This window comes from Rhodocyclus tenuis, assembly GCF_014197755.1.
In the GTDB taxonomy this organism is placed as follows: domain Bacteria; phylum Pseudomonadota; class Gammaproteobacteria; order Burkholderiales; family Rhodocyclaceae; genus Rhodocyclus; species Rhodocyclus tenuis.
The window spans coordinates 14,995-38,976 of record NZ_JACIGE010000014.1 but is presented as its reverse complement, the minus strand read 5'-3'; the positions used below and the strand labels follow the sequence as shown (position 1 = coordinate 38,976).

The window sequence follows — 23,982 nt, the reverse complement described above, 5'->3', positions numbered from 1 at the left end:
CTTCACAGAACGGCTCAGGGGGTTGCCGAGTCAGTTGTTTGTGGCCCCTTGTGTGCCAACAAACCCCGTCTTTTTCTTGTCCTTCAGTCTATAGCTATCGCCCTTGATCTGGATGATGTGGGCGTGATGCAGGAGCCGATCCAGCAGGGCAGCGGTCAGGGTGTCATTGACCTGCCTGGGGATTTTCGGGCCATCTGAAACTTGAGAGGATGGCTTCCTTGAAGAGAGGAAGTCATGAGGAAGAGTCGATTCAGCGAAGCCCAGATGGTGACGATCCTGCGCGAAGCGGACAAAGCGCCGGTCGCGGAGATTGCGAAGAAGCACGGCATCATCGGGCGTCGGAATAAATCTAGCTTATGCCAAACTGCCATCATTAAAGCAGCCCATCGTCGGGCATTTCCCCCCCTCGAAGTTGCTTTTTGTGCGTTGAAGGCCGTTTGGACAGACGTGCTGTCGGAGCGCGATCACCAAACCGGCGACGGTGTGTTGTTAATTTTCCAACATCCGCCACCCCGTTTCGCGCCCATATTTCCGCGCCGCCTCAACAACTTACCGCTTGTTTTGCAGCGGCTTGACATAAGCTCGCGGGCGGTCTCGCAGAAGCTCCGTGGCGTTTCTGAATGACCAAGGTGGCGGTTTCGCATAGGGGGGGGCGTAAGGTGGCAGTTTCGCATAAAGGCCCCAGCGCAACGCGCTCTGGATGGTCTCCTGAGGTTTCGGTCGATGTTGCCCTCGCCGCTGTCACAGCCCATCTATCGGCCGCGCTTGGACGAAGGAGCAGTTAGCCCGGTGAGCATGGACACCAGTGAGGGATTGGGCTGCTCAAGGAGGTCAAGCTCAGCGCGGTAGCTACAACCGGGTGTGCGCCTTCATCAAGCGCTGGCGGCAGGACGAGTCCGGCAAGCCCGGCTCCACATACGTGCCGCTCAGCTTCGCGCTCGGAGAAGCCTTCCAGTTCCACTGGAGCACCGAGTACGCCTTCATCGGCGGCCTGCCCCTCCTCACCTGCCAGCGATTCGGCACCACAGCGGCTTCGTACCCTTCAGCGAGGCAGGGCTGACCAGAATTCCACCGCGGCGTCCAGCACCGCCAGATCGCGGGCCCGGCCAAGCGCGTTGGTCGTGAGCGCGATCAGGGACTCCGCCATTTCCGGCGTCATCCAGCGAATGGACTACGTTTCCGGGCAATCCGGGGTTTCGACGCTGGGACCGGCGGGGGCCTGCATGAGGAAATAGCGATTGATCGTCGTGCCGCCGACGAACTCGCCGGGAATCGGGCAGACGATGGTCGCTTCCACCCCGGTCTCCTCCCTTGTTTCCCGAAGCGCCGTCTGTTCCGGCGTCTCTCCGGGATCCGGCCGTCCCTTGGCGAAGCTCCAGACATAGCCAATGCGCATCAAACGCTCCTAATCTGTACGTTGATAACTGTACGCGATTACTTTACACGAATGATGCTGTTTGGATGTATTTTGGAGGGGTGATAAGCTGCGTATAGAAAACGGTGGTTTGCTTCCCCACCTTGAAGCACTTCAGTAAATGCCGCAGTGCTGCCTGTTGCTGCATGGGTGAGGCTGGTTCTAGGCCAAAGTTAGAGGTGCATCCGGGTGGTTGCTATCAGCTGGGGTCTCGCCGGCTTTCGCATCGGGCGCTCTCCGACTGGATCGCTTTGGGTTTCCTTCATCATTCCGGGCACCGGAATCAGCATCCTTAAATACCTCGGCTCGCAATCCCAGCCGGCCTCTTCGCAATAGCAGCAGATTCCCGCTTCAGGTTCCGTCGCGGCCATCCCACGGCCCCCTTCGGCCGCCATGACTCCGAACCAGCGGATACTCGACGAGATACACCGCTCGAAGCCCTGATGGGCGGCGGCTATTTGAAAAGCCAGTCGATGAGTCTTCCGAACAGTCCCTTTTCCTGAGGCTGTTGCGGATAGGTCGGTCGGCCGTAAGGAGCTTGGGGCTGAGGTGGCGACGATGTCTGCGCCGGGCGCGCCTGTGATGCGCCCTGAGCCTTGTGGATGTTGTCCAAGACGCTCTTGTTCGGGGACGCCGGCGGAGATTGCCCCGGAGCCGGCTGCTTCGGCGACGTTTTTCCCTTGATCCGGTCGAGCGCCTCCCGGTTGGACGATGGCGCGGAGGATATCTTTTGCGCCGACGCCAGCCTGAACTTGGCCTCCACCTCCGTGATGATGCTCATCTGCCCGTTGGCGGTCACATTGATGGACAGGTGCGAGTATTTGTATTTGCGGCTCACATACGGCGGCTCCATCAGGCCGACCACGCTGACCCACTTGCTGACCCACGAGGCGTCGGGCTTGTTGGCGATGGCTGCCAGACCCTCCGACCAAATCGATATCTTGAATATCTGCCCTTGCCACGGACCGAAGTTGATGAAGATGTAGGGCTTGCCGTTGCGGGCCTTGTCGACCTTGACCTCCGAGATGCGGCCGATGACCTCGACCTTGTCGCCGACCCGGCGCAGGCAGAGCGCGTAATTGGTGGCGGCCAAGACGTCGTAGACGCCCATGTAGCCAGGCTTGGGACGTCCCTCCTGGGGCTTGGCGGTGATCTGGACGACGCCGGCGGGAATGTTCTTTCCCGCGAGGAAATCCTCCAGGTTTGGAACCTTCTCAATCGGGGCGCGGCAGATTGCAGCGAAGTGCTGCGCATGCGCCACCAGTGCGGGCCTGCGCATGAGCTCGGAAAAGACCGATGAGGATGCCGGATCAGCAAAGTCGTTTGCCCTGAAAACAATCGAGTCCATGTCGGATCCCGTCTTGTCCCACAGCGCGGGCTCCTCGTGCAGCGCTTTCAGGGCGAGGGACAAGGTAATGAGCGAGAAGCGGTCCATCGTCGGGCCGAAGGGGTTCTTGGCCTTCCGCTCTGGATGCTGGAAATTGACATGCCCCAGTTCCGAGCTTCCCAAGTCTTTGATGTCCTCGACGAACATGCCGTCGTAGTCGATGAGCTGGACGGCGCTGCCGCCCGACACCATCATGTTGCCGGTCTGGATGTCGCCGTGCGCGACGCGCTCCGACTCGAGGTATTTGGAGAGGGCGAGCAGCGAGGCGGGCAGACTTGCCAGCGCTCCCTTCTTGCCGTGGTTGTCCTCCAGAAACTCCCCGAGCGTAACGCCCTGCGCCCACGCCATCTTGACGATGGGATAGGCGCCACCGTCAACGCTGATGCCCTGCGGCTGGAACTCAAAGTCGAGGAAGTAAGGCGAGCGCAGCTGGGCGAGGCGGCGGGCGATGGCCTGGTAGCGCCTCTCAAGGGCCTTGGACTCGCGGTGGAAGCAGCGGACGGCGTATTTCTTCGATCCGGCCTTGACCGTGTAGGTGAGTGCGAAGCCTCCGCTGATGACGTGCGGAGTGCCCAGGCCGCTCTTGGAGACCACCCCCTTCTTCAGCTCCGGATCGGCTAGCAGCCGGTCATGGGCCTGGAAGGCGTTGTTGTATTGCTCAAACGAGGGGTAGGCCATCCAGCGCTTCCTCCCCGTCGAACGCGGCGACGATTAGGGTCGAGTCGTCGACGCGCATGCGCCCGGCATGCCGCTCCCGGACCACCAGCTCTATGAGATCGTTCTCGTCAGCCAGCGCCAGCAGCCTTGCGAGGCCGTCCTCCCCCGACAGAACCTGGCGGAGGAGCCATTCGCCCAAGGCGTCCGTGACGCAAACCAAGCGCGGGGACTCCAAGGTGCCGAGGTCGAAGTGCGTCCCGCGTTCCGTCCAAAAGCCCGGGGTGGAGACAAAGTCGTTGTGCTCGGGCAGCGTGGCGAACAGCGTCGGCCGGTCCTTGAAGCGCTCCGGGTCGGCGTAGGGCCAGCCGGAGACGAAGCGGCTCCCGTCGACCAGGACGGCGAGGCTGTCCCCGACGGCGAGAACCTCAACCGTTTTGTTTCCGGGGATGTGCTGGGCTCCGAGCAGCGTCGAGAAGCTGCCGCGCTCGTAGGATGCCTGCCTCGACCACGACATTGCTGCGAAGTCGTGCCGCGCCACATATTCGGCAATCGCGTCGGAGAGCCATCCCGGCGTCACAGCTGGATCGAGGACGAACTTGTCGGCGAGTATCTGGGCCCACACCGACGAGTCAAAGGACTCGCTGGCGCCGTCGCACAGCGCTAAGGTCCCTCTGGATCCCGAGAACGCGAGTTTGTCCTCGTTGATGTCGTCGCCGAGCGGATCCTTGGGGCAGCTTCCGGAGAAGAGAAGCCTCACGAGGGCCTCAGCGCAGCTGGGAGGCCCTCGTGCCGATGTCGAAGAAGTCCACGATCTCCGCCGCCTCGGCGTTGAACATGAACCCACGCGACTCAACGCCGACCGTGTGGACCTTTTCCTTCGCGAAGCGGATGAGATGCTCGGGCAGCTGGCTAGACATGCGGAAGAGCAGCTTGGCGTAGTCGTCGGGGAGGCCGGAAGCGCTTGCGGGGAAGCGGATGGCGTCGGCCCCGAGGGAACTGACGTGGATGTTGAGCATCAGCGCCGCGCCGTCGTTGGTTTGGATTTGCGTCAGGTGCCCGGCGATCTCCTCGGGGTCCCCGTCCGTAGATTCGCCGTCGGTAACGTGCAGGACCGTTGGCGGATAGCAGTCGGGATGGGCGTCGCACCAAGCGACGAGTTCCTCGGCGGCGCGGGTGAGGGCCTCGCGCATCGGCGTGCCGCCGCTGGCCTTGGGCTCAAACCAAACCGGGAATTTGACGGAGGTTTCCAAAATGCCTCCGGCGCCGTCGTCCATTTTCCTTTTGCGATCCTCAACGCGCACCGGGTTCTGTTCGATGGCGGAGATGGGGTTGAGCACCGCTGCCCCCAGCGCGCCGGAGAATCCGTTGCCGACCCCGTTGCCGCCGTATCCTAGCACGCCCACGTCAAAGTAGTCCCGCACGCCCTCGGCTTTCGTGCAGCGGGTGACGAGGTTCATCAGGGTCCTGTTGAGGGCGTCGGCGACGAACTCCGCTTTGCTCTTGCCCGACGACATTTTGTCGGACATAGACCCCGACTGGTCGACGACAAAAAGAAATGCGGTCGGATTGCTGCGGCTGATTTGGGCTTCGTAGGTCATCGTTGTAACTCCCCTTAAATACTGCCGCTCCGGTCCCGGGGCCGGCTCGGACATCAAATGCACTGGCTCTTGGCGGCGCCCAGGATGCATGCGGCGGTGTTATTTTTGTTGGCGCAACAACTTAAGACTTTACCAGAAGCCGACAGCCAAGTGCCTTCTGCCGCAGGGCATGCAACGAAAGTGATAGCAAAATGGAATGTCCGCGGATCGCCTCCGGTGAGACATTTCGTGAAGGCCAATGTAGGATTTCTGCATGCTCGCATCCTTACGCTACGGGGTCATTCAGAGCGCGATCGATCATTTGTTCGACATGTAATTCGAAGGCCGGCCGTATCGTCGCGTCATTCAGGTTGATTTCGCTACCATCGCCAAATCGGGAAAACTCTCGCAGGAGGTCGAAAGGCTTGCTCACAACTTCACCTTTTGGGGGTTCAACCAGCTTAGGACCTCCCGGCAAATGGCGGGGTCGCCTAGGTCGGCAATCAAGTCGTCCTTAGCGCATTCGTTTGGCCCGGCGTTCACCCATGCAAGTGACAAGTGATTTTCTGGAAGGAGCTGCTCGATGGTCGTCTTGGATGCCTCGCATGGGCCCACCGCTGGCCAGAGCATCAGTAGCACAAGGGCTCTGCGCTTCGGGTTCGCCGATATTCCGCGCGCGAGGTCAAGACGTTGTTGAATCGACGCCCTACAGGCGACGATAAGGGTGAGTATGACGGCGATTGATGGTTCTTGGGTCGCGAGAAGACCTGTGGTGATCTTGCAAACCACTGCCGAGTCCAGAGTATGTGTTTCCATCAACATGGCTCGGGCCGCCGCGCGTCTGACGCGGATGCGGCCTGGCGTGACAGCAAGCTCGAACAAGCGGACCTGAAATGCGCAACCACCTTGCGCGGAAATGATTTTGAACAAGCCGACACAGACCACCCAGTCGGATGTCTCGAACGCGATCTCCTGCAGTCGCTCAAGGATTGCTGAACCACGAGGCGACAGATCGGCGATTGCATCGACCGCTGAGCGCGCGATCGGAAAGATATCGTCTTCACCATAGTGGTGCGACGAAGAAGCCCAATGATCTTGTGCGAGGCGCAACAGCACGGAAAGATGTTCCGGATGAGGTTTGGCGGCAAGCAGACGAACCAGCGCTTTTCGCACCGGACTACCCTTGGCGTCCGCAAAGGCAAGCAAGTCCGCCGGCAGGGGGGGCAAAACGCGATCTCCGACTGCGGCGAGCGCCTTTGCTACGACATGGGCGAGCCTATGGTCCAACGCGCCAACGATGACATCCTCGATGCCCAGCGCGATGGCGGCGTCAACTGCCTCTACGCAAGCGTCGCGGTCATCGCTGTGGGCGAGCGTCCACTCGATATCGGTCCGCACGGAGCCGGAGATATCTTGATGCCGACGAATACGCAGGGCACGCACGCTCTCGCTCGATCGGGCCGGCTTGCTCAGCAGGGCGACCGCGGTCAAACATAAAGGCTGCGGTTCATCATCTCCGCTGTTGCCGGCCGCTTCACACAGTTCTCTAAGCGCTGGCTCGAGGAGATTCATAGCGGCGGCAGCAGTAACTTTGAGCTTATTTCCGTCGTCTGTTCGTCGGTCCTTAAGATGAGCGAGGTCGATCATGATCTCGACAATCCGCTCATCCTTTCCGGCCTGCCGAAGCTCATCGACAATCGGCGCCAGCAAATCAGGCGCTCGTTCGACGATGCACGCCAGCGCGGCATGCCGCGTAGCACTTAGCGGCGACCCCTCGCGAATGCGGGAAAGGAGGCGCTCCCGGTACTGCTCGTCCCAATGCTGCATGAGGACAAACCATAGGGCGTACTCCTCTTCGCTACCGAATGCGGCGGCGTATGCGCCGGCCACTTCATCGTCTGATGGCGGCCCTGATTTTGCGCTGTTTACGAGTGATCGCATCCAGTACGAAAGCAGAGGTATGGCGTGGCGATGCTGCGCGAGGCTCCTCCACCCCTTCACCTCACGAATGCGATCTGCGTAAGCTCGCAAAAACTCGGTTGCCGTATGGCCATCATCATTGTCCGCCAGATACTCTGCATAGTCGTCGTTGTGGACCTCATTCGTGATGGCGAGGCTGGTCTCGCGCGACCTTGCCCGTTCTTCGCTGGTCGGCGTGAGTTCCTTGACCGCGCTATCCACGATCGGCTCGAAGCTATCAAGATCGCGCAAGGCGCCGGCAGCGACGACATCGGAAGAATGGATGACGCCATAGCGGACGATTATTGCAGCCGTTTCGAGATAAGCCGGGGTCAGGCTGGGTGCGAGGCGATCGAGGTCGTCGACGAGAGACACGCTGTAGTGGTCGCGATCATCCAACAGCATCTCCCGGACGAAGCGCCCGGCAATCGCTGCAATCGCTGGATCTGCGCGTAAGCGGTCATACCACGCATCGGGATTGCCAGGACGTTGCCAGATGTGAAACCAGCCGAATCTTTGGTCCGGTCGGTGCAGAAGGTAGCGGGCGAATTCCGCGGCGTTGGACGCAGGCGATCCTGCCGCAGCTGCAAGGCTCACATGCTCGCTCAATTTGCTAGAAGGGTCGGCGAGGCGATCGGATAGCCAAGAATCGATCCTGATTGCCGTTTTTGGCCTCGGAACGAGCGTTAGCTCCGGAATGCGCTTGGCGGCGGCGACGATTCGCGCTGCGAACCCAGCGCCCCAATCTTCCCCTGCTCCATCAGGATCCGTCAGTAAGTCAAGGAGCGTGCGCAGTGCGAGGCATACGGGCACCGCATTGCGCTTGAGCGCACCCTCCACCCCGGCTTCGACCCGGGGATGATAGTAGGTCACATCGCCAGCGCCGGAACGCAGGTTGCGCGCAGCGACGAAGAAATCTACTAACGGCGTGACGCCCTTCTCGCAGGCGGGGAGGCGTACGGCGAGCTCCAGCTCGAGGTTCCGAAGCACCCGGAGCGATAGACGATCGCTTGCCTTCAGGAACCCCCAGATGACGGCGGCCGCGCGAACATCGTCTCGTTCCTCGATCTGATTGATGACGGTCAACTCGATCGAATGCTCATGCGCTTTGGCGATCGCGTCTGTTATGAAAACACCCTCTCGGCTTTGCTGAGGGCGCCCCATGGTGCGCAGCGCGTCGAAGAATTTTTCGATTTCAAGAGGGGTCGCCAAGTTGTCGAGCACCTGCCGCTCGGCGTCGGCCGCCAGCAGGCGCACGTCACGCGGGAGCGTGTCGATCCTCGTCCGATAGAGTCGCTGTCGTTCAGGATTGCCGTAATGTTCCGCCTCAAGCGGAACCACCCACGGCTCGACCGATTTCAGAGCGCCTGACGACATGGCGACGTCCCGTCGGCTCGTGGCGATGATCATGCTGTCGGCGCGTGCCCGTCCCAGCGATCGAGCAAGTTCGTCGTTCCAAGGCCGGCTCGCAGGATCGAAGTCGTAGCGCCCCCAAGGGTCCTCAATATCATAGAGAACCGGCGGCGGAGTCCGATCATCACGCAATTGCTGTGGACCGTGTCGGATCGGCACGCGCGTTAACCCCGGGTTCTCGAGGCGAAGCTCCTCGTAGAGTTTGCTCGTCGCGAGCGTCTTTCCAGTTCCGGATTGGCCGACGATTATGGCGGCGTAATTTGGCGCCCCCATGGCGTCCCAAAGCTCCTGCCAGTTTCGGGGGGGCACATAGTGGTCGAGTTGCGGAGAGCTTGCGAGATAACCGTCATGGCTACGGATAATGTGTGCAAGCTCTTCCCTGTGCCATCGCCCCTCGCCGACGTGCCGGACGCGCATACGCGCCTCCTCGCGGAGTGCACGAAGACACTCTATCCAGCGCGAATTCGGAATGCCAAATCGTTCGATCAGAAGCCGTTTGATTTCGTCGACTAGTCGGTCTTCGTCCAAGCTTCCGATGATGGCGACGCGTCCTGGGGCGTCGGCCGGGAGCACCTTCGCCATCGATTTAGGCATTCCGCTCTTCTTCGGCCAACTTCCGGCGCGCGTCACCCTCAGACCTTGAGTACCTCCGTTCAGCGCCGCGCTTGTAACGAGAAGGTATCGGATCGTTGAGGTGGCCAGCCGCTTTGCCGCCGACGGCCGGCTGGCGCTTCCATGTTTCAGTAGGCGGTGGATTCCTCTGACGGTCCAGGCGTCTCCGCCGCGCAGCTTCACCTGCACAACGAGCGTGTAGCCATCCAAGCCAACGCGCGTCGTCACGCGACTCGGCTCGTCGTCAGCCAATTGAGCTTCAATATCCTCCTCGCTTCCGGGTTCAAGCTCAACCATTCGAGTCAGACCGGAACCGAGCATCAGATCGAGGGCCAGCCAGATGGATACGTCGACTTGATAGTCGTAGCCAGCGAGCGAATAGGCGCCTGAACCTGAGTCTTGGCCATCGGGGCCGTCCGCAGGGAGCGCCGGTTCGTTAGTTTCCTCTGTCATCACGTAATCCTGAATAGAACGCCTGGGTTATCGCAGCACAGACGAATTTATGTGCGTTAATAGACCAAGTAATGAACGCTCTGTCGCACCTTAACTACAGGCCTGACGAATCTGAACCGTTGCTTTTTTGCAAGCTACGGCGCGGCGCGCCGCAGCAAAATTAGGCTCGCCATTTCTTTCGATGGTTAAGAATTAGGGATAGGCAGCGAAATCCAACGACTCGAAGAGCTGATCGTCAATGATCGCGTGGCTCGTGAGATCGCGACATAGAACAGCTTGGCTTGGGCTTTGCTCTCTTTCGCGAAATGGGTAGCGTCCGGCACGACGACGTGATCGAACTCCAAGCCTTTGAGTAGCAACGGCGTCGAGACGGTTCTCTTCGGCAGCTTGCGGCCCAAATTGCTGACGCGCTGACGAATGCTTCCCGCCGCGTCGACCATCGTTTCTTTCCTGCCAGCAGCGAGTTCGCTCACAGCACGCTCTGCATCGCGCCATAACTCGCTTCGGTAGAGTTTCCAGCGGGGACGCTTTCGAAATAGCCCGAGAAACTGAGCTGCAGCATCGGCGCCGTTGCCCACCCCGAGGCCAACCCTAATTTCACTCAAGGCCATGTTCATCTCGGCCTCGTCTGGATCAACGGTCTCGCCTTCGGCGAGATCCTTCTGCTGGTAACAGTCGGCCAGCAGGCCCGTGATGGCACGAAGACGCAAATCGGCAGTTGACGCACGGTCCCACGCTTTTGCGAATTCATTGAGCCTGCCTGCCGCGATTTCCTCAATAGCTTGGTAGCCGCCGCTTGCTGCCTTAGCTAGCCCATAGCAAATGCGTTTGTTGCAGTGGATCGCGGCGAAGCTGCCTTCCTTGCCGTCTAAGCCTTCGAACAACGTAGCCATGTCGAATGCATCATTGGATTCCCGGTAGGTAATGCGAGGATCCGCCAGATCGATGGCTTCGCCCGTCATGAGTTTGATCCGAGTCTCGGCAATCCACTCCCCAAGTGCCGGACTCTTGCCGTTCCAGCGATGGGGTGTGTCGAGCGTTCCCGCCAGCGGAAAGCTTGGATGAATTTCACTGTCCCATTTGAGAGTCGCACCAGCAAACTCAAAGATGCCCTGCATAGGATCGCCAAAGATCAACGTCGGCACTATTCCGGAGAGGGCAATGGCCAACGCATGCTGGCTCCCTCCACAGTCTTGGTATTCGTCGATCAGGATGCGGTCGTACGAGGCGGAGATTACCTCCCGCACGGCTGTGACCTGCAGTGCCAACGCCGCTCCTTGGTAGAGTTGTTCCCACTCCGCTGCTGTCTTAGGCATATCGGGCGGCGGCTTGGCAACTCCAGGAAATGCATGGGCGTACCGCATGCACCATCCGGCGATTGTGTCCACTGCCACTGCTGAATGAAGGACGCCCAGTCGCTTCATGCGCGACCGGATAGCGTGAACGCCGGCATGGGTGTGCGTCAGGACGAGCGCACGCCGCCCCAAGGCTGCAACGTTGGCGATGATCTCGGTCTTGCCGTGCCCGGCTGGGGCCACGATCGCAGCGTTGCTCAGAGCGATGAGGTCCGCGGCCTCAGGCATACAGCCAAGCCTCGGCGGCGGCTAACGCCACTGCCAACGGGGAGGCAGGCGCCTCGGCTGCGATGCTCCAAACGAATGGAGCGAGGCCGCGTCCAAGGCGTTGGTCCTTGAACCAGGGCTTCTTGTTCTTCTTCTCCTTGCCTTTCGATGCGGCGACCTCGGAAATGGCTACTCGGAGTTCTTCGCCGTTCTTGGAAGACAGTAGCTCCCACGAGTCGAACCCAAGGCGGACGCAGTCGACGTTAAGATCGTCGATCTTCGCGGCGAGGTTGTTGTCGATGAAATCGTCGCCTCTCTCTTCGCGAGCATGTTGAAGAAGCTCTTGGACACGGGCGTCGGTCGCGGCGCTGAATATTGCAAGTTCCGTATAGAGTCCCCCACCGTATTCGAAGACTGGAATCCCTGCCGAAGCCAGCTTGGCTTGCTGTTCAGCGGATAGCGGATCGTCGCTGTCGCGGTAGAGCGCCGTTAGGTATCCAAGCTTGTCCAGCGCCAAAGCCATCGCGCAGGCCTCGCCGCCATTGCCATCGGCGATGGCGGCACCGAGTTGCTCGATCGGCTTGTTGTCATGTCGCGTCGGCCAATACTCCCTCAACCCCAATAGGAGACCCACTTCCGTATAGCCTTCGCAGACTAGGATACGCCGGGCGAATAGGGCTCTGGGCGTGAAACGAAGCAGCGAGCGGATGGATTGTGGCGTCGCAGGAGTCGTGATGCTGGTAAGGCGGTCGGGCCGGGTGATCTCGACCACGTGCAGGCTTTTTTCACCGGCCTCACCTAAGGCTACATCCGAGTGTGTGGTCATTAGCACATGGCCTACGGGCTTCTTGTCTGTTACCGCCCTAGTCTGGTCCCCTTTGAGCTGGGCGATAGCTCCTATGATGCGATGTGGCTCCAAGCCATGCTCGATTTCATCGACCAAGATAATGGCGCCCTCGGAGATAGCGGATTTCTGGATGGCGAGTGTTGCCAAGCGGCGCGATCCCAAGCCCGCCAGCCTCAGCGGCACACCGCCGTCGTGCAAGGCGATTGAGCCAGACGACAAACCCGAACGCCCGAGCTCGAGGCCTGGCTCGTAGGAGTCCTCGACGTAGGCGCCAAGTCCCTTGGCGAAACCCTCAGCGGCTTCTGCCGCATTAGCCAGCGACTCGATCTCGTCAAGTTTGGCGCTAGCTCGGGCTGTGCGATAGGCGTCGGCCAGCCGCGCGGCTGCGTCCTCGGTGTCGCCAGTCAGGCGCGACAAGACCGATCCTTGGCCCCAAGCGAGGTGGCGGGCATCCTCGCCAGCCAGCCGGACCAAGCCGAACAACGCCCGGTCCCGGTTGGACAGGGTTCGTGGATCATCCATGCGGTCGCAAATTAGCTCCCAAACCGGCTCCATGGTTGCATCCACCGTCAGCCTTAGGGTCAGCACGGGCTCGTCGTCGTCCTCCGGCTCGTCGCGAATGGCTCCGGCGCTGGTCCAACCTCGGATGTGGAGGCCGAATCGTTCATCGGACTTCAAGGCGCGCGACAGCTCGCCAATGGTTCCCTCGATGACGATCGACGTCGAAGTGTCGCAGCCAAGGAAATCGGGTTCGGTGAACGAGAACCAACGGGAGGACAGCAGCGCCTCGACGGCGTCCAACACCGTTGATTTTCCCGAGTCTCCTGGTCCAATCAGGCAGCAGAACGAATGGGATGGCCTCCAGTCCAGGGCGGCGATGCCGCGAAAATGGCTGACCTTGATTTGGCGTAATTGCATGCGGCTCCCCGGTGTGTAGGCGCCTAGGGCTTAACTTATGTTCTGCCCCATTGACCATACTGCGATTCTAATGCGAATGGTCTGAATCGCCCCTGCCCTTGTAGACGGTTCCGAAGGGCCGTTATGAAACGGCAACCGGACGAGCCTTTCCGATTAGGCGAATGCCCGGAAAGGCTGATGAACAGCCGGATACCACGGCTCGTTCATCAAGCATTTGCAGCCGTTGGCGCGCCATCGAGGCTACAGTCCTGAAGAATGTCTTTGGTCAATCATGGCGATCACCCATAAAACGACGTTCCTTGCCCGACCACCCATACACCTGTTCCGCCCGCATTCCATGCCACAATCCCCCCATGTGCGGCAGATACGCCCTCTCCGGCCCGAGCAGCCGGTACCAGACCCACTTCGGCCTCCATCGACTTCGCCCCGCGCTTCAACGCCGCCCCTTCGCAGTCCCTGCCCGTCGTCCGCCTGCTACCTGATGGCAGCCGTGCCTGCTCTCTCGCCCAATGGGGCCTGATCCCCTCGTGGGTCCGAAACCCCGCCGACATCGGCCACCCGATCAACGCCAAGGCTGAAACGGTCGCCATCAAGCCGATGTTTCGCCATGCCTTCCGCAAGAGCCGTGTTTTGGTGCCAGCCGATGCCTTCTACGAATGGAAACCGGTCGCCGGCGGCAAGCAGCCCTTCGCCATCCACCTGCGCGACGGCTCGCCGATGGGCCTCGCTGGTCTTCTCGAACACTGGAACGCTCCGAGCGGCGAAACCCTGCTGACCTTTACCGTGCTCACCACCACGGCCAACCCGCTGATGCGCCCCATCCATGACCGGATGCCAGCCATCATTCCCCCGGAGGACTACGCTCTCTGGCTCGATCCGGACTTCGGCGATGTCGGTCGTCTGCAGGCACTGCTTGGCCCATACCCTGAGCGCTTCATGGAAGCCCATCCGGTTAGCAAACGCGTGAACGGCCCGGCCAACGACGACCCGGACCTGCTCGCAGCAGTACCATTGCCGTGATGCGCCACCTCGCTCTGCTTGCCCTCGGCATCAGCCTGATCGGACTCGCCTCGGCGACCAGCGCCGACACCATTACCGGGCGAGTCGTCGGCGTCAGCGATGGCGACACCATCACCGTGCTCGATGGGAGCAACCAGCCGCACAAGGTTCGCCTGGCAGGAATCGATGCGCCGGAGAAAGCCCAGGCCTTCGGACAGGCATCGAAGCAGCACCTCGCCAATCACGTCTTCGGCCGTCAGGTCACCCTGGAATGCAGCAAGCGCGACAAGTACCGGCGCGAGATTTGTACCGTCTATGTCTATGGTCAGGACCAGAACCTTGCCCAGATCGAGGCCGGTCTAGCCTGGTGGTACCGGCAATACGCGCATGAGCAGGAACCCTCACTGCGCATGCAGTACGAACTGGCCGAACACGAGGCGCAGATCGCCCAGCGCGGCCTCTGGCGCGACCCGAATCCGACGCCGCCATGGGAGTGGCGGTACGAACGCAAGACACGGCGCATTGGAGGGACTCCCTTCTAGCCTTATACTGGACATCCATCCAGTATTCGCTACAAGGTCATGCTCCTCCCCTTTGAACATCCCGATTCCTCCCTTGCGCGTGCGCACTTCCACCTGCGTTTCCTCTCGCCGGCAGAAGTGGCCGAGCGCGTCAGCTTCCCCGTCTTCGCCACCGGCATCCGCGCCGGCTTTCCCTCGCCGGCGGCGGATTTTGTTGAAGGTCGGCTCGATCTCAATGACTTGATCCAGCACCACGAAGCGACCTTTTTCGCTTGGTGTGAAGGTGATTCGATGACCGGCCTTGGGCTGCGTGATGGCGACCTGCTGGTCATCGACAAGGCGGTCGAGCCAGAGATGGGTGACATCGTCGTTGCCGAGATCAATGCCGAGTTCACCGTCAAACGCCTCGGCCGCCAAGAAGGCAAGCCGCATCTTCTACCGGCCAACCCGGCCTATCCGCCGATTCCGGTGCCGCCCGAAGGGATTCAGGTCTGGGGCGTGGTCATCCGCGTCATCCACGACCCGCGGCCCCGCGCCAAGCGCCGGCAGCCATGAGCTTTGCGCTCGTCGACTGCAACAACTTCTACGCCAGCTGCGAACGCGTCTTCAATCCCAAGCTTGCCGGCAAGCCGGTGGTCGTCCTGTCGAACAACGATGGCTGCGTTGTTGCGCGCAATGCCGAGTCGAAGGCCATGGGCATTCCGATGGGAGTGCCCTGGTTCAAGATAGAGAAGGAGTTCAGACGGGAAGGCGGCATCGCTCTATCGTCGAACTATGCGCTCTACGCCGACATGAGCCACCGGGTGATGACACTGCTCGCCGCCTTCAGTCCCGACCAGGAAATCTACTCCATCGACGAGTGCTTCCTCGGAATGGCGGGATTCCGAGAACTCAGCTCAATTGGTCAGGACATCCGGGAGAAGGTGAAGCGTTGGACGGGGCTGCCGGTATGCGTCGGCTTCGGCGCAACGAAGACACTGGCCAAGCTCGCCAATCATGTCGCCAAGAAGCGTCCGGCGTGGAACGGGGTCTGCGACCTGACGGCACTCTCGGCGGAGGCTCAGGCATGTCTTATCGGTGATATCGAGGTAGACGAGGTCTGGGGCGTCGGCCGCCGAACCGCGCCAAGGCTGGCAGAGATGGGCATTACCACGGTCGGACAGTTGCGCGATGCCGACCCAACCCGCATCCGGCAGGCGTTCTCGGTGGTGCTTGAAAGGACGGTGCGCGAACTGCGCGGTGAATCGTGTCTGGCGCTGGAAGATGCGGCTCCGCCGAAGCAGCAGATCATGGTCTCGCGCTCTTTCGGCAATTCGGTTCATGAACTGGCCGACCTGCAGCAGGCGGTGGCGCATTTTGTCGGGCGTGCGGCGGAGAAGCTGCGCAGCCAGGGTTCATGTGCCGGCTGCCTGACGGTGTTCATCCGTACGAGTCCGTTCCGGAGGGATGACCCGCAGTACAGCCAGAGTCTGACCCTGCCACTGGCCGTTGCGAGTGACGACACGCTTGAACTGACCACGGTGGCAACAGAGGGAGTACGGGCGATCTATCGACCGGGATTCCCCTATGCGAAGGCCGGGGTGTTGCTCGGCGAACTGCTCGGGAAGGACAAAGTGCCTCGCGACCTGTTTGCGGATGAGCACGGGTCCGGCCGGTTGGCGGCGCTGATGGCGGCCGTGGACCGGGTGAATGGAAAGTTCGGGCGAGGCACCTTGAAGACGGGGGCTTCAACGGGAAGCCGGGGTGCCTGGCAGATGCGGCAGGGGCGGAAGTCGCCGTGCTATTCGACCCGATGGGAGGATCTCGTGAGGGTGCGCGGATGAGCGTGGTTCGTTCCGGCATCGGCCCTGGCTTTCGTGGCAAGTCCACTGAGTGGACTCCAACGTCTGCCGCTACTCGATTCTGGGGGCGTCGTCGGGGGCTCAGCGTTTTCGGCCCAGTGCGGCCTTAAAGGCTTCGGCATCGAGAATCGACTCCGCCAGCAAACGCTTGAGCCTGGCGTTCTCATCCTCAAGCGCCTTCAAGCGTTTGGCGTCGGAAACCGTCATTCCCCCAAACTTCGCCCGCCAGTTGTAGAACGAGGCGTCACTGAATCCATGCTGCCAGCACAACTCTTTGGCCGGCACGCCAGCTTCCGCCTGTTGCAGGAAGCCGATGATCTGTTCTTCGGTAAAGCGCTTCTTCATGCCCAATCTCCGTGTCGTCGTCGATTGGTCTCTAAAGGCAGCCGCTACTCAATTCGGGGGCGAACGTCGGGCCCTTACCATAATTGAGTCGGTAAATCTAATTTTAATTTTTCATTGCCCATCGTCCGTAACGGACACCCACCAAGACGATAAACGCTTAATTCATTATTAATCATGGCGTTATCGCGTCTTGCCGCCATCTCTATTCGGCGAAGATTTTCAGGAAATCCCCAATCTCGATCTGTAACTTTCTAACCATGCAGCTTGGATTGTGATCGACACAGTCCTTGCTCGCAGGGTGGCACTCCCTCGGGAAGAGTCAAAGTTGGATCAGCCGATCGAGCGTATATGAAGCACTACAAAGTAGTAACTGCCGTCCATGCTGGCGGCGAGCGGATGTCGATGGTCATCGATCTCCAAACAGCCAGGCCTGATGAGCATGCCCTGACCTTCCTCATCAACAACTATCGAGGGTACGCCCCCAATACCATTCTCCGAGTTGCTGAAAGCATTGCGCTCACACTGGAATGGGGGGCATCCATCCTCCAAGACCATCGTGGTTTGGTCGGACGATTGCTGGCGGGGGAAATTTTTTCCGCTGCTGAAATATTTAGCCTTTCAGAATTTCTCAGAACTTCTCGTCAAAGGAGCGGCGGGAAGTCGTCGTCAGTCGTCTGCGCCGAAACCCATTTAACCAGACTCCTTCGAGCCAGTGAATTTTGTTCCTTCGTGATGAAGGAAGCTTCCGTTCGCATCCCGCTCTCCGATCCACGGAGCAAGGTTTTCATCGAACGAATCCACCAGCTCGAAACTGCTTTTTCGGACATGAGGCCCACTAAGCCTGTCGCGATTTATAGCGTCAAGTCTCTAACGCCTCGCCAAGCCGATAGAATTCTTGAGTTGCTAGACCCCGAAAATCCCGCGAACCCATTTTCAGAATTATCTACACGAATCAGAAATCAGTCGATATTTGAGCTGATGTACTACACCGGCATCCGACTTGGGGAGCTACTAAATCTTCGGGTCCAAGATGTCGAATTTGGGAATCCAACGAGTTTGTATATCGTCCGTCGCCCCCACGCAGCTGACGATCCGAGGCCCAACCCCGCCCAAGTAAAACGCAAGTCCAGAGTTTTGCCGCTCAGCCATCAGGGCGCCGCGAAGCATCTCAAGGAATATCTCGACGATATTCGGCCGGAACTAGAGAAGCGCTACCACGAGCCCACTTCATTGATGTTTTTAAGCATTGACCGTGGAACACCATTGTCGGCCCGTGCAGTACAGAAAATATTCAAAGAATTGCGCGCTGCAGTTTGTGACGATGGCGATATTGACGGATTCCCAATGAGCGGCCTCACGCCAATGAGCATGCGCCACACGTTTTCTAATGACACAGAGGAAAGCCTCGTTAGTGAGGGGCTTACCGAAGAAGAGCGCCGCCCAATTTTGATGCAGCTACGCGGTGACTCATCGCCTAGAAGTGTAGAACCATATATTCAGAGAACAAGGGAGAAGCGCTCGAGAAAACACCTCATCACGAGACAGCGAGCCATGTTCGCAAAAAAAACAACTGGAGGATGAAGATGTCCCTCACTAACGCAACAACATTTCAGACATCAGCCGAATGGCAAGCCGCTTATCTCGACTCGCTTGTGCAGTCCGGAGCCATCCTTCCAATTCCTCAATCAATCATCGACCGTGACGGAAACAAGATTGTCACATCGGATAACCGTTGGATTTTCCCAACAGGCGCAAACACGCAATATACCAATTTCAAAATCGACTGCCCCATTTTGAGATACTCGCTGTTGTCATTCTCGATGACTAGAGCCATCCGCGTTTCTTCATCTGCCGGGAAAAATGCATTGGTCGAAGTGCCTAACCTGCTCAAGAAGGCTCCTTCTTATGAGCACCTAACCGCTGCACCAGACTTGGAAAGCTATCGCTCTACTCTTGTCTTGGTAATGCAGGAATTGGCTGACCAACTGCAACGTGCCAAAACCTACTCGCGTTATTGGTTTCCCGTCGCGTGGTACAAATGGGGGGCGACACGCACCGCCGACCTCGGTTTTGACAAACGATTTGCTCAGCGCGTCAACACAATGCGCATCCCAGGCGGACCCAAAGGGGTTGCAGTAAGAAGTAACGATCCACTGCGTGGGCCTTTAGATCACGAACTTGAACGGCCACTACTCCAACTCTCGCTGCTTAATGATGAGTCCACTAAGCACCGCCATCTCCAGCAAAAACTAGCTATCGCATTGACCTTAGCGTTTGGTCGAAATTCACTCAGCCTCCGTACCTTGTTCGAAGAAGATTTCAAACCTTCTTCTCATCCGTTATCGGACCCGAACGGCTCTCTATCTATTCCACTTATAAAGAAAAGAAATTGTCCTCGCACTTCATTTCAGACGGTTATCACTACCCCGTATCTATCAAATCTGATCAGGCAAGTGATCAAGTCTAATGAAGAAATTTTCCCTGCCAAGGACAATGCTCAATATGGTCGCCCATTATTCATGCTGCGTCATCCACGTCGGCAGGTACTTGAAACCAACAACCAACAATTCGCACTATGCTTTAGAAGCGGGGATTTTAATGAACTCCTCGTTGAATTTGTCCGTCGTCACAAGATTACCAGCCCGATAACAGGTGAACTGCTACACATCAACCCCAGGAGAATGCGCTACACATTCGCAACCGACATGGTTGACATGGGCATTTCCAAGGCTGAACTAGCCGTCGCGCTTGGCCACAGTGACACCCAATCCGTCAGGGTCTATTACGACATCGGGTCACGCATAGTTCCTCACCTCAAGAATGCATCTGCTGGAGGCATTGAGCCAATCCTAGAAATGTTCGGAGCTTGTGGAAAGTCCTACGGTCAGCAAGACATTAGCCATAACAAGAGCCCCAAACCGCTACCGGTGCCACTGAGTTGCTATTTGTGCCCTGCCTTCAAGCCTTATGCAGAAGTCGATCATGCCCGAATTCTCCGTGCTCTAGAGGCTGCGTTCCCTGAAACAACGACTGTAGCAAATGACTCCAATCAAGCCACGACCTTAGTTAAAGAGTCGATTAAACGTTTGATCGCTTCTACGACACGGCGGGGGTGTGGAAATGAATAACGCAGGCAAGGCCCCACGCAAGGTTTCTGTCCTAATCTCGAAGATTGAGGACGACTGCAGAACCAACATTTCGACGCTTATCCGCGATGGTCGAGAGGCAGCCGCGCAGTGGGAAGTCAATTGGGATTCTCCGGTCTGGGACGTGACTCATATTTTTTCTCAAACCATTCGCAGCCACAGAAGCGAGCGCAAAGCTCTGAACTTTTGGTTCACTGAACGAGGTGAATCTCCCAAGATCCCTGGTCATGCCTTCGAAAGGACTTTTGGAGAAGTTGTCCGCAGTCTCGTGGTGCTCCGGCACCAAGTTGGAAATCAGTGCTTCGTCGACCAACAGCAGGTCATCATCGCGGCGCAATTCATTTCACAACAGCTTGCTCCGCGCAATCATGACCTGACGACACTCACTACAGGAGACCTTGAAGCTGCATGCGATCAGATCGCCGCCACGCAAGCTGAAACCACTACCTACAAGCTTCAACGATTTGTCGAAGTCATCGCAGCTGCAATCGACCAGAACCGCCTCTGTGCGCGACGACTCAATTTTAGATATTCGAAGAAGGTCCGCCCTGCTTCAACAGGTGGACTTGATTACGTCAGATTGGACGACCCAATCTTGCACAGGGGGCATCAGCCAAGCTCATCTCCGATGACGTTATGAAGGCGCTTGGGTGTTTGTATCAGACCATTCCTGAGAATCACACCTGGGATCGACTCCTGATCAATGCTGTAGTAATCGCAGTATGCACGGGACGACGTATCGGGGAAATCCTGACATTCCCCGTCCAGACAATCGCTCACGACAGGAAGGGGTACGCCTACATCTTGTACTACAAGGAAAAGCGGAGTGAGGGTTGCCAAGTTGTCCATCTTGAGAAGCTGTATCTGATCCCACAAACCATTCCCCTCATTGAGGCGGCGCTTGGTGAGGCAATCGAACTGACACATGAATGTCGGGCAGCCGCCAAACACATTTCGATTACCGGAGCAGCTGACACCAGAGGGCTCACCGATACGCCTCATATAACACTTCAGGACCTCCAATCCTTTCTTGGATTACCCAAAGGAAGGATTAGGGCGTGGCTGAAAACCAGAAATATTTTTCCATCCCGTGGCATGAAGAAAACTAGCACTTACCTGCGGACTGACATAGTGTCTGCTTTGCAAAAGGAAATATTTTCAGGACCTGCCGTTCATGTGACTCCGCCAGGCAAAGATCTGGCGCTGGAAGACATGATATTCATCGCGTTCAAGCACGCTTTTCACTCTCAGAAGATCACCTTCCGCTATGCCGTCTGGCCAGTGAACGTTCGCAACTTAGGTGATTTTCTTGGAGCAAGAGGACTCGGCGTTTTCAAGCGATACTTTTCTGGGCAAGAAGAGGCTAACTTTCGAATTAATTCGCATCGCTTCCGCCACACCCTGAATACGATCCTGCAGCGGGGTGGGATGAGCGATGCTCTCCAGACCGAATGGTTCGCCCGAAAGAATCCAAGCGACACCAAGGCATATCAGCACATGACGGCGGCGGAGAAAGCCCATTCCGCGCACCGAGCAACGGCAAAGCGGTTCGATACCCAACCCCCTCCCCTCAAAGTCTCTCCGAGGCAGGATGCAATCGCTGCTGCCGCACAGAGGGCTGTACTCGATCTTGGGCTGGGGTACTGCCAGCATGACTGGCGCAACCGGCCTTGTGCTCGTTATGCGGAAATCTCACTGGGCCCAGACGCTTTGCTATGGGATGGCCTCCCTCCCCCACAGCGTGCATCCGAACTTGATCGCATGAGGCAGTTCATCCAACTCATACTGAATAACGCTCGGCATCGAGCAGAGTGCGGCTATGAAGAAGCCAGCAAATGGGTGAATCTGTACCAGCAAAAGGCGGCAGAAGTTGAGCTCTTAATGAAATCGTTCAAAAACGGACCTAGCGACACCTGACCTGATTTCCACCTCAAACCACTACCCTACGATGACTTCAATCGCCCCCATCCATCGACCACCCAATCAGCCCTTCAATGGCGTGAATGATGCGTCTTTAAAGGAACAGGGTTTGGAGAGAAAAAAGCCGGGATTGAAGACGGGCCAGAAAATACGGGCGGCCCGAAAACTCAAGCCACCGCAGATCGAGGCGATCGTTCGTTGCATCAAGGCGCATGCACTGGACAATCCAGAAATGCCGATGACGTATGCCGAACTTGCCGAGAAATTTCAAACATCCGTCGTTACCTTACGTAGCAAGGCTCAAATCAAGGCCGCGATGGATGACGCCCGGAAAACCGCGTCGGACTTGCGCAACGCGAGGCAATTGGAACAGGCAGATTCCGGCGAATCGGGAATTAAGGCAGAGACGACGCTTCAGGCGCTGAAAGAGGAACTTCGGCAACTCAAGCGGGAAGTTGACAACTATCGCAAGGATCACCAGCTGTTGACGCTGTACTTCCAAATGCGTGGCCAATCACTGTCCCAGGTCCTCGTACAGGCAAATGCATGCATAGCCGGAGAATCACCCAAACGGAAATCTGTCGAGGGGATGGAGGCCAGCAAGATCAATCCGATCTCGCGCCGCTAGGTGGTGAGAATCTTTCCTTCCCCCTGAGTTCGCGATAAGAATCTTTCCACCAAAATTGAGTTCGTGTTTCTTCAAATAAAAATGTGCGAATCTTTCCATCCAGAAAACCCGGTCTGGAAGGAAAAGGGGCGACCTCAATCGCTTAACGCATTGAACGAGCAAAGAAAAACAGCCCCACAAGGGGGCTGCATTAATCTTTCTCCTACATGAGTTCGGGTTAAAACGGGATGTCGTCATCCATGTCGTCAAAGCTCGGCGCCTTCTTGGCCGGTGCACTGCGCGGTGCCGACGGTGCCGCCGAAGGCATGCTGCCGCCGTATTCGTTGTCGCCGCCGCTGGACGGACCGCCCATTCCCTGGCGGCCACCGAGCATCTGCATTTCGGTCGCTTCGATCTCGGTCGTGTAGCGCTCCTGGCCTTCCTTGTCCTGCCACTTGCGCGTGCGGATGCGGCCTTCGATATAGACCGACGAGCCCTTCTTCAGGTACTGGCCGGCGATTTCGGCCAGACGGCGGAAGAAGACGATGCGGTGCCACTCGGTGATTTCCTTCTTCTCACCGCTGGCCTTGTCCTTCCACGATTCGGAGGTGGCGACGGTAACGTTGCAGACGGCGTCGCCGTTCGGGAGATAGCGGGTTTCCGGGTCTTTGCCGAGATTGCCGACGATGATTACTTTATTGACTGAAGCCATGCGAGCCTCCCTGATTGTTCAGGGACAAATTATTTTGTCCAAGAGACAAATTATTTGTCCAAAAACCTATAAAAGGATAAAAATTTTGTCCAAATCGGATGTCATAGTAGTAAATTGCAGACCATGAGGTTGCGGAACCTGACTGTCTACGACATCCCTCGTAGCGTCTCAGTTTACCGCAAGGCTCCTCATCAGACTAATCTTCTCAACAACACTGCAGGGCAGTTTGTAAGATGACCGATCTGCATGACTTGACGCCCAAGGTGCCTCACAGCTTCCCCTCCACTCATGGCCGGGACCAAGGCGCGTAACCCCTCGCCAGAAGTTGTCGAACGCTGGATCAACGCCGGCTTTGGCCAGGGAAGCGGGCTGGCGTACAAGCCATTCATGTTCGTCCGCGATGTCCCTTCGATGGGGGCTTCCAGTACCGTCAAAAGTTGGGCCACGGGACGAAATCATCACTACCTTTCGAGACAGGAATTCAAGGTCCATCTCGTCGCTGAATACAGCCCCTCCATTCTTGACATCCGGGAGCAATTTGCACTCCTGCCGTGGAACGAAACACAGGAGATCGCTCGCAAGCTGGGGATCAAACACCCGCGGTATCCGGGTACCGCAACGCCAACCGTCATCACAACCGACTTGCTGCTGACGATGAAGCGTCCCGACGGACTGGAGTTGATCGCCGTCAGCGTCAAGCTCACCAAGGACCTAGAGCCCCGTGCTCTGGAAAAACTGCTCATCGAACGCCTCTACTGGAACCGTCGCGGAATACGCTGGATCCTTGCCACCGAAAAGAACATCCCAAATGTGCGAGCAGAGAATCTCCAGTTTTTTGAGATGGCACTCAATGACGACCGGGCGCAGAAATCCGGCGTTGATCCGGCCCATTTCAGCCGGCAATTCGAAGCGAACCATACCCCAAACCGTTGCTTCAACGAAGTCCTAGGCAAAACAAGCCGTGACCTCAGTCTCGATATCCAGACAGGCCATGCCTTGCTAGGCACTGCGGTCTGGAAGCGAACCAGCCGTATCGACATCGATACCGCGCTGCTGGACCATCGTTCACCTGTCGTGCTTAGTTCAAGGTAG

19 protein-coding genes and 3 pseudogenes are annotated in these 23,982 nt (G+C 58.2%); 12 read left to right on the top strand and 10 right to left on the bottom strand.

All coding sequences use genetic code 11. The features are described from left to right. Positions 1-30: 30 nt before the first annotated feature. Positions 31-168, bottom strand: a pseudogene (locus GGD90_RS17870) (ATP-binding protein); the annotation flags it as partial. A 96-nt stretch (positions 169-264) separates the two neighbouring features. Between GGD90_RS17870 and GGD90_RS15870 the strand changes: the two are divergent. Then, positions 265-624 (top strand): hypothetical protein, encoded by a 360-nt coding sequence (locus GGD90_RS15870; RefSeq protein WP_184415263.1) that lies wholly within the window; start codon positions 265-267, stop codon positions 622-624. A 220-nt stretch (positions 625-844) separates the two neighbouring features. Continuing rightward, positions 845-994 (top strand): annotated as a pseudogene (locus GGD90_RS18425) (IS21 family transposase); the annotation flags it as partial. A gap of 177 nt (positions 995-1,171) precedes the next feature. Here GGD90_RS18425 and GGD90_RS15865 read toward each other — a convergent pair. The 7 genes from GGD90_RS15865 to GGD90_RS15835 form a co-directional block, all read right to left on the bottom strand. Beyond that, positions 1,172-1,396, bottom strand: coding sequence for an NUDIX domain-containing protein (locus GGD90_RS15865; RefSeq protein WP_153117681.1), 225 nt, complete (start codon positions 1,394-1,396; stop codon positions 1,172-1,174). Between the two features lie 472 nt (positions 1,397-1,868). Then, positions 1,869-3,479, bottom strand: a complete 1,611-nt coding sequence (locus tag GGD90_RS15860) for a protein kinase family protein (protein ID WP_153117680.1) — start codon at positions 3,477-3,479, stop codon at positions 1,869-1,871. Further along, positions 3,460-4,215: a hypothetical protein gene (locus GGD90_RS15855; protein ID WP_153117679.1), complete on the bottom strand. Its 756-nt coding sequence runs from the start codon at positions 4,213-4,215 to the stop codon at positions 3,460-3,462. The genes GGD90_RS15860 and GGD90_RS15855 overlap by 20 nt, the downstream gene beginning before the upstream one ends. A gap of 7 nt (positions 4,216-4,222) precedes the next feature. Next, positions 4,223-5,056: a VWA domain-containing protein gene (locus tag GGD90_RS15850; protein WP_153117678.1), complete on the bottom strand. Its 834-nt coding sequence runs from the start codon at positions 5,054-5,056 to the stop codon at positions 4,223-4,225. 408 nt (positions 5,057-5,464) lie between these two features. Next, complete coding sequence (locus GGD90_RS15845) at positions 5,465-9,472, bottom strand: hypothetical protein (RefSeq protein WP_153117677.1); 4,008 nt, start codon at positions 9,470-9,472, stop codon at positions 5,465-5,467. A gap of 185 nt (positions 9,473-9,657) precedes the next feature. Continuing rightward, complete coding sequence (locus GGD90_RS15840; protein WP_153117676.1) at positions 9,658-11,055, bottom strand: UvrD-helicase domain-containing protein; 1,398 nt, start codon at positions 11,053-11,055, stop codon at positions 9,658-9,660. Further along, complete coding sequence (locus GGD90_RS15835) at positions 11,048-12,799, bottom strand: ATP-dependent nuclease (protein ID WP_153117675.1); 1,752 nt, start codon at positions 12,797-12,799, stop codon at positions 11,048-11,050. The genes GGD90_RS15840 and GGD90_RS15835 overlap by 8 nt, the downstream gene beginning before the upstream one ends. Before the next feature lie 345 nt (positions 12,800-13,144). Between GGD90_RS15835 and GGD90_RS15830 the strand changes: the two genes are divergently transcribed. From GGD90_RS15830 to GGD90_RS15815, 4 genes are read left to right on the top strand one after another with little or no spacing between them, the layout of a single operon-like run. Beyond that, positions 13,145-13,819 (top strand): SOS response-associated peptidase, encoded by a 675-nt coding sequence (locus GGD90_RS15830; protein WP_228273794.1) that lies wholly within the window; start codon positions 13,145-13,147, stop codon positions 13,817-13,819. Then, complete coding sequence (locus GGD90_RS15825) at positions 13,819-14,340, top strand: thermonuclease family protein (protein WP_153117674.1); 522 nt, start codon at positions 13,819-13,821, stop codon at positions 14,338-14,340. The genes GGD90_RS15830 and GGD90_RS15825 overlap by 1 nt, the downstream gene beginning before the upstream one ends. Before the next feature lie 39 nt (positions 14,341-14,379). After that, entirely contained in the window at positions 14,380-14,874 is a 495-nt protein-coding gene (locus tag GGD90_RS15820; protein WP_153117673.1) for a LexA family protein, read from the top strand. Further along, on the top strand, positions 14,871-16,142 hold the full coding sequence (locus tag GGD90_RS15815) for a Y-family DNA polymerase (RefSeq protein ID WP_153117672.1): 1,272 nt from the start codon (positions 14,871-14,873) through the stop codon (positions 16,140-16,142). Before GGD90_RS15820 ends, GGD90_RS15815 begins: the two co-directional genes overlap by 4 nt. Positions 16,143-16,247: 105 nt before the next feature. Here GGD90_RS15815 and GGD90_RS15810 read toward each other — a convergent pair. Next, a pseudogene (locus GGD90_RS15810) lies at positions 16,248-16,505 on the bottom strand (transposase); the annotation flags it as partial. A 348-nt stretch (positions 16,506-16,853) separates the two neighbouring features. On the opposite strand from GGD90_RS15810, the gene GGD90_RS15805 reads away from it, so the two are divergent. Genes GGD90_RS15805 through GGD90_RS15785 form a run of 5 tightly spaced genes read left to right on the top strand, consistent with a single transcriptional unit; the run spans position 16,854 to position 22,199 of the window. Continuing rightward, the gene (locus tag GGD90_RS15805) at positions 16,854-18,086 is read left to right on the top strand and encodes a tyrosine-type recombinase/integrase (protein WP_153117671.1); all 1,233 of its coding nucleotides are present in this window, start codon (positions 16,854-16,856) and stop codon (positions 18,084-18,086) included. Positions 18,087-18,088: 2 nt separating this feature from the next. Then, on the top strand, positions 18,089-19,633 hold the full coding sequence (locus tag GGD90_RS15800; RefSeq protein ID WP_184415255.1) for a site-specific integrase: 1,545 nt from the start codon (positions 18,089-18,091) through the stop codon (positions 19,631-19,633). Beyond that, positions 19,620-20,291, top strand: a complete 672-nt coding sequence (locus tag GGD90_RS15795; protein ID WP_153117669.1) for a hypothetical protein — start codon at positions 19,620-19,622, stop codon at positions 20,289-20,291. The genes GGD90_RS15800 and GGD90_RS15795 overlap by 14 nt, the downstream gene beginning before the upstream one ends. A 14-nt stretch (positions 20,292-20,305) precedes the next feature. After that, positions 20,306-21,568: a hypothetical protein gene (locus GGD90_RS15790; RefSeq protein WP_153117668.1), complete on the top strand. Its 1,263-nt coding sequence runs from the start codon at positions 20,306-20,308 to the stop codon at positions 21,566-21,568. A 31-nt stretch (positions 21,569-21,599) separates the two neighbouring features. After that, positions 21,600-22,199: a hypothetical protein gene (locus tag GGD90_RS15785; protein WP_153117667.1), complete on the top strand. Its 600-nt coding sequence runs from the start codon at positions 21,600-21,602 to the stop codon at positions 22,197-22,199. Positions 22,200-22,416: 217 nt separating this feature from the next. Here the strand turns inward: GGD90_RS15785 and ssb are convergent, their stop codons facing one another. Next, positions 22,417-22,890, bottom strand: a complete 474-nt coding sequence (gene ssb, locus GGD90_RS15780; protein ID WP_153117666.1) for a single-stranded DNA-binding protein — start codon at positions 22,888-22,890, stop codon at positions 22,417-22,419. 288 nt (positions 22,891-23,178) lie between these two features. Between ssb and GGD90_RS15775 the strand changes: the two genes are divergently transcribed. Continuing rightward, complete coding sequence (locus tag GGD90_RS15775) at positions 23,179-23,982, top strand: TnsA endonuclease N-terminal domain-containing protein (protein ID WP_153117665.1); 804 nt, start codon at positions 23,179-23,181, stop codon at positions 23,980-23,982.

Bases quoted from the DNA above. Each gene is read 5' to 3' on its own strand.
- GGD90_RS15820 (WP_153117673.1), top strand. From the start codon at position 14,380: ATGCTCCTCCCCTTTGAACATCCCGATTCCTCCCTTGCGCGTGCGCAC.
- GGD90_RS15860 (WP_153117680.1), bottom strand. From the start codon at position 3,479: ATGGCCTACCCCTCGTTTGAGCAATACAACAACGCCTTCCAGGCCCAT.
- GGD90_RS15775 (WP_153117665.1), top strand. From the start codon at position 23,179: ATGGCCGGGACCAAGGCGCGTAACCCCTCGCCAGAAGTTGTCGAACGC.
- GGD90_RS15825 (WP_153117674.1), top strand. From the start codon at position 13,819: ATGCGCCACCTCGCTCTGCTTGCCCTCGGCATCAGCCTGATCGGACTC.
- ssb (WP_153117666.1), bottom strand. From the start codon at position 22,890: ATGGCTTCAGTCAATAAAGTAATCATCGTCGGCAATCTCGGCAAAGAC.
- GGD90_RS15850 (WP_153117678.1), bottom strand. From the start codon at position 5,056: ATGACCTACGAAGCCCAAATCAGCCGCAGCAATCCGACCGCATTTCTT.
- GGD90_RS15865 (WP_153117681.1), bottom strand. From the start codon at position 1,396: ATGCGCATTGGCTATGTCTGGAGCTTCGCCAAGGGACGGCCGGATCCC.
- GGD90_RS15835 (WP_153117675.1), bottom strand. From the start codon at position 12,799: ATGCAATTACGCCAAATCAAGGTCAGCCATTTTCGCGGCATCGCCGCC.
- GGD90_RS15805 (WP_153117671.1), top strand. From the start codon at position 16,854: ATGAAGCACTACAAAGTAGTAACTGCCGTCCATGCTGGCGGCGAGCGG.
- GGD90_RS15800 (WP_184415255.1), top strand. From the start codon at position 18,089: ATGTCCCTCACTAACGCAACAACATTTCAGACATCAGCCGAATGGCAA.
- GGD90_RS15845 (WP_153117677.1), bottom strand. From the start codon at position 9,472: ATGACAGAGGAAACTAACGAACCGGCGCTCCCTGCGGACGGCCCCGAT.
- GGD90_RS15870 (WP_184415263.1), top strand. From the start codon at position 265: ATGGTGACGATCCTGCGCGAAGCGGACAAAGCGCCGGTCGCGGAGATT.
- GGD90_RS15840 (WP_153117676.1), bottom strand. From the start codon at position 11,055: ATGCCTGAGGCCGCGGACCTCATCGCTCTGAGCAACGCTGCGATCGTG.
- GGD90_RS15815 (WP_153117672.1), top strand. From the start codon at position 14,871: ATGAGCTTTGCGCTCGTCGACTGCAACAACTTCTACGCCAGCTGCGAA.
- GGD90_RS15785 (WP_153117667.1), top strand. From the start codon at position 21,600: ATGACTTCAATCGCCCCCATCCATCGACCACCCAATCAGCCCTTCAAT.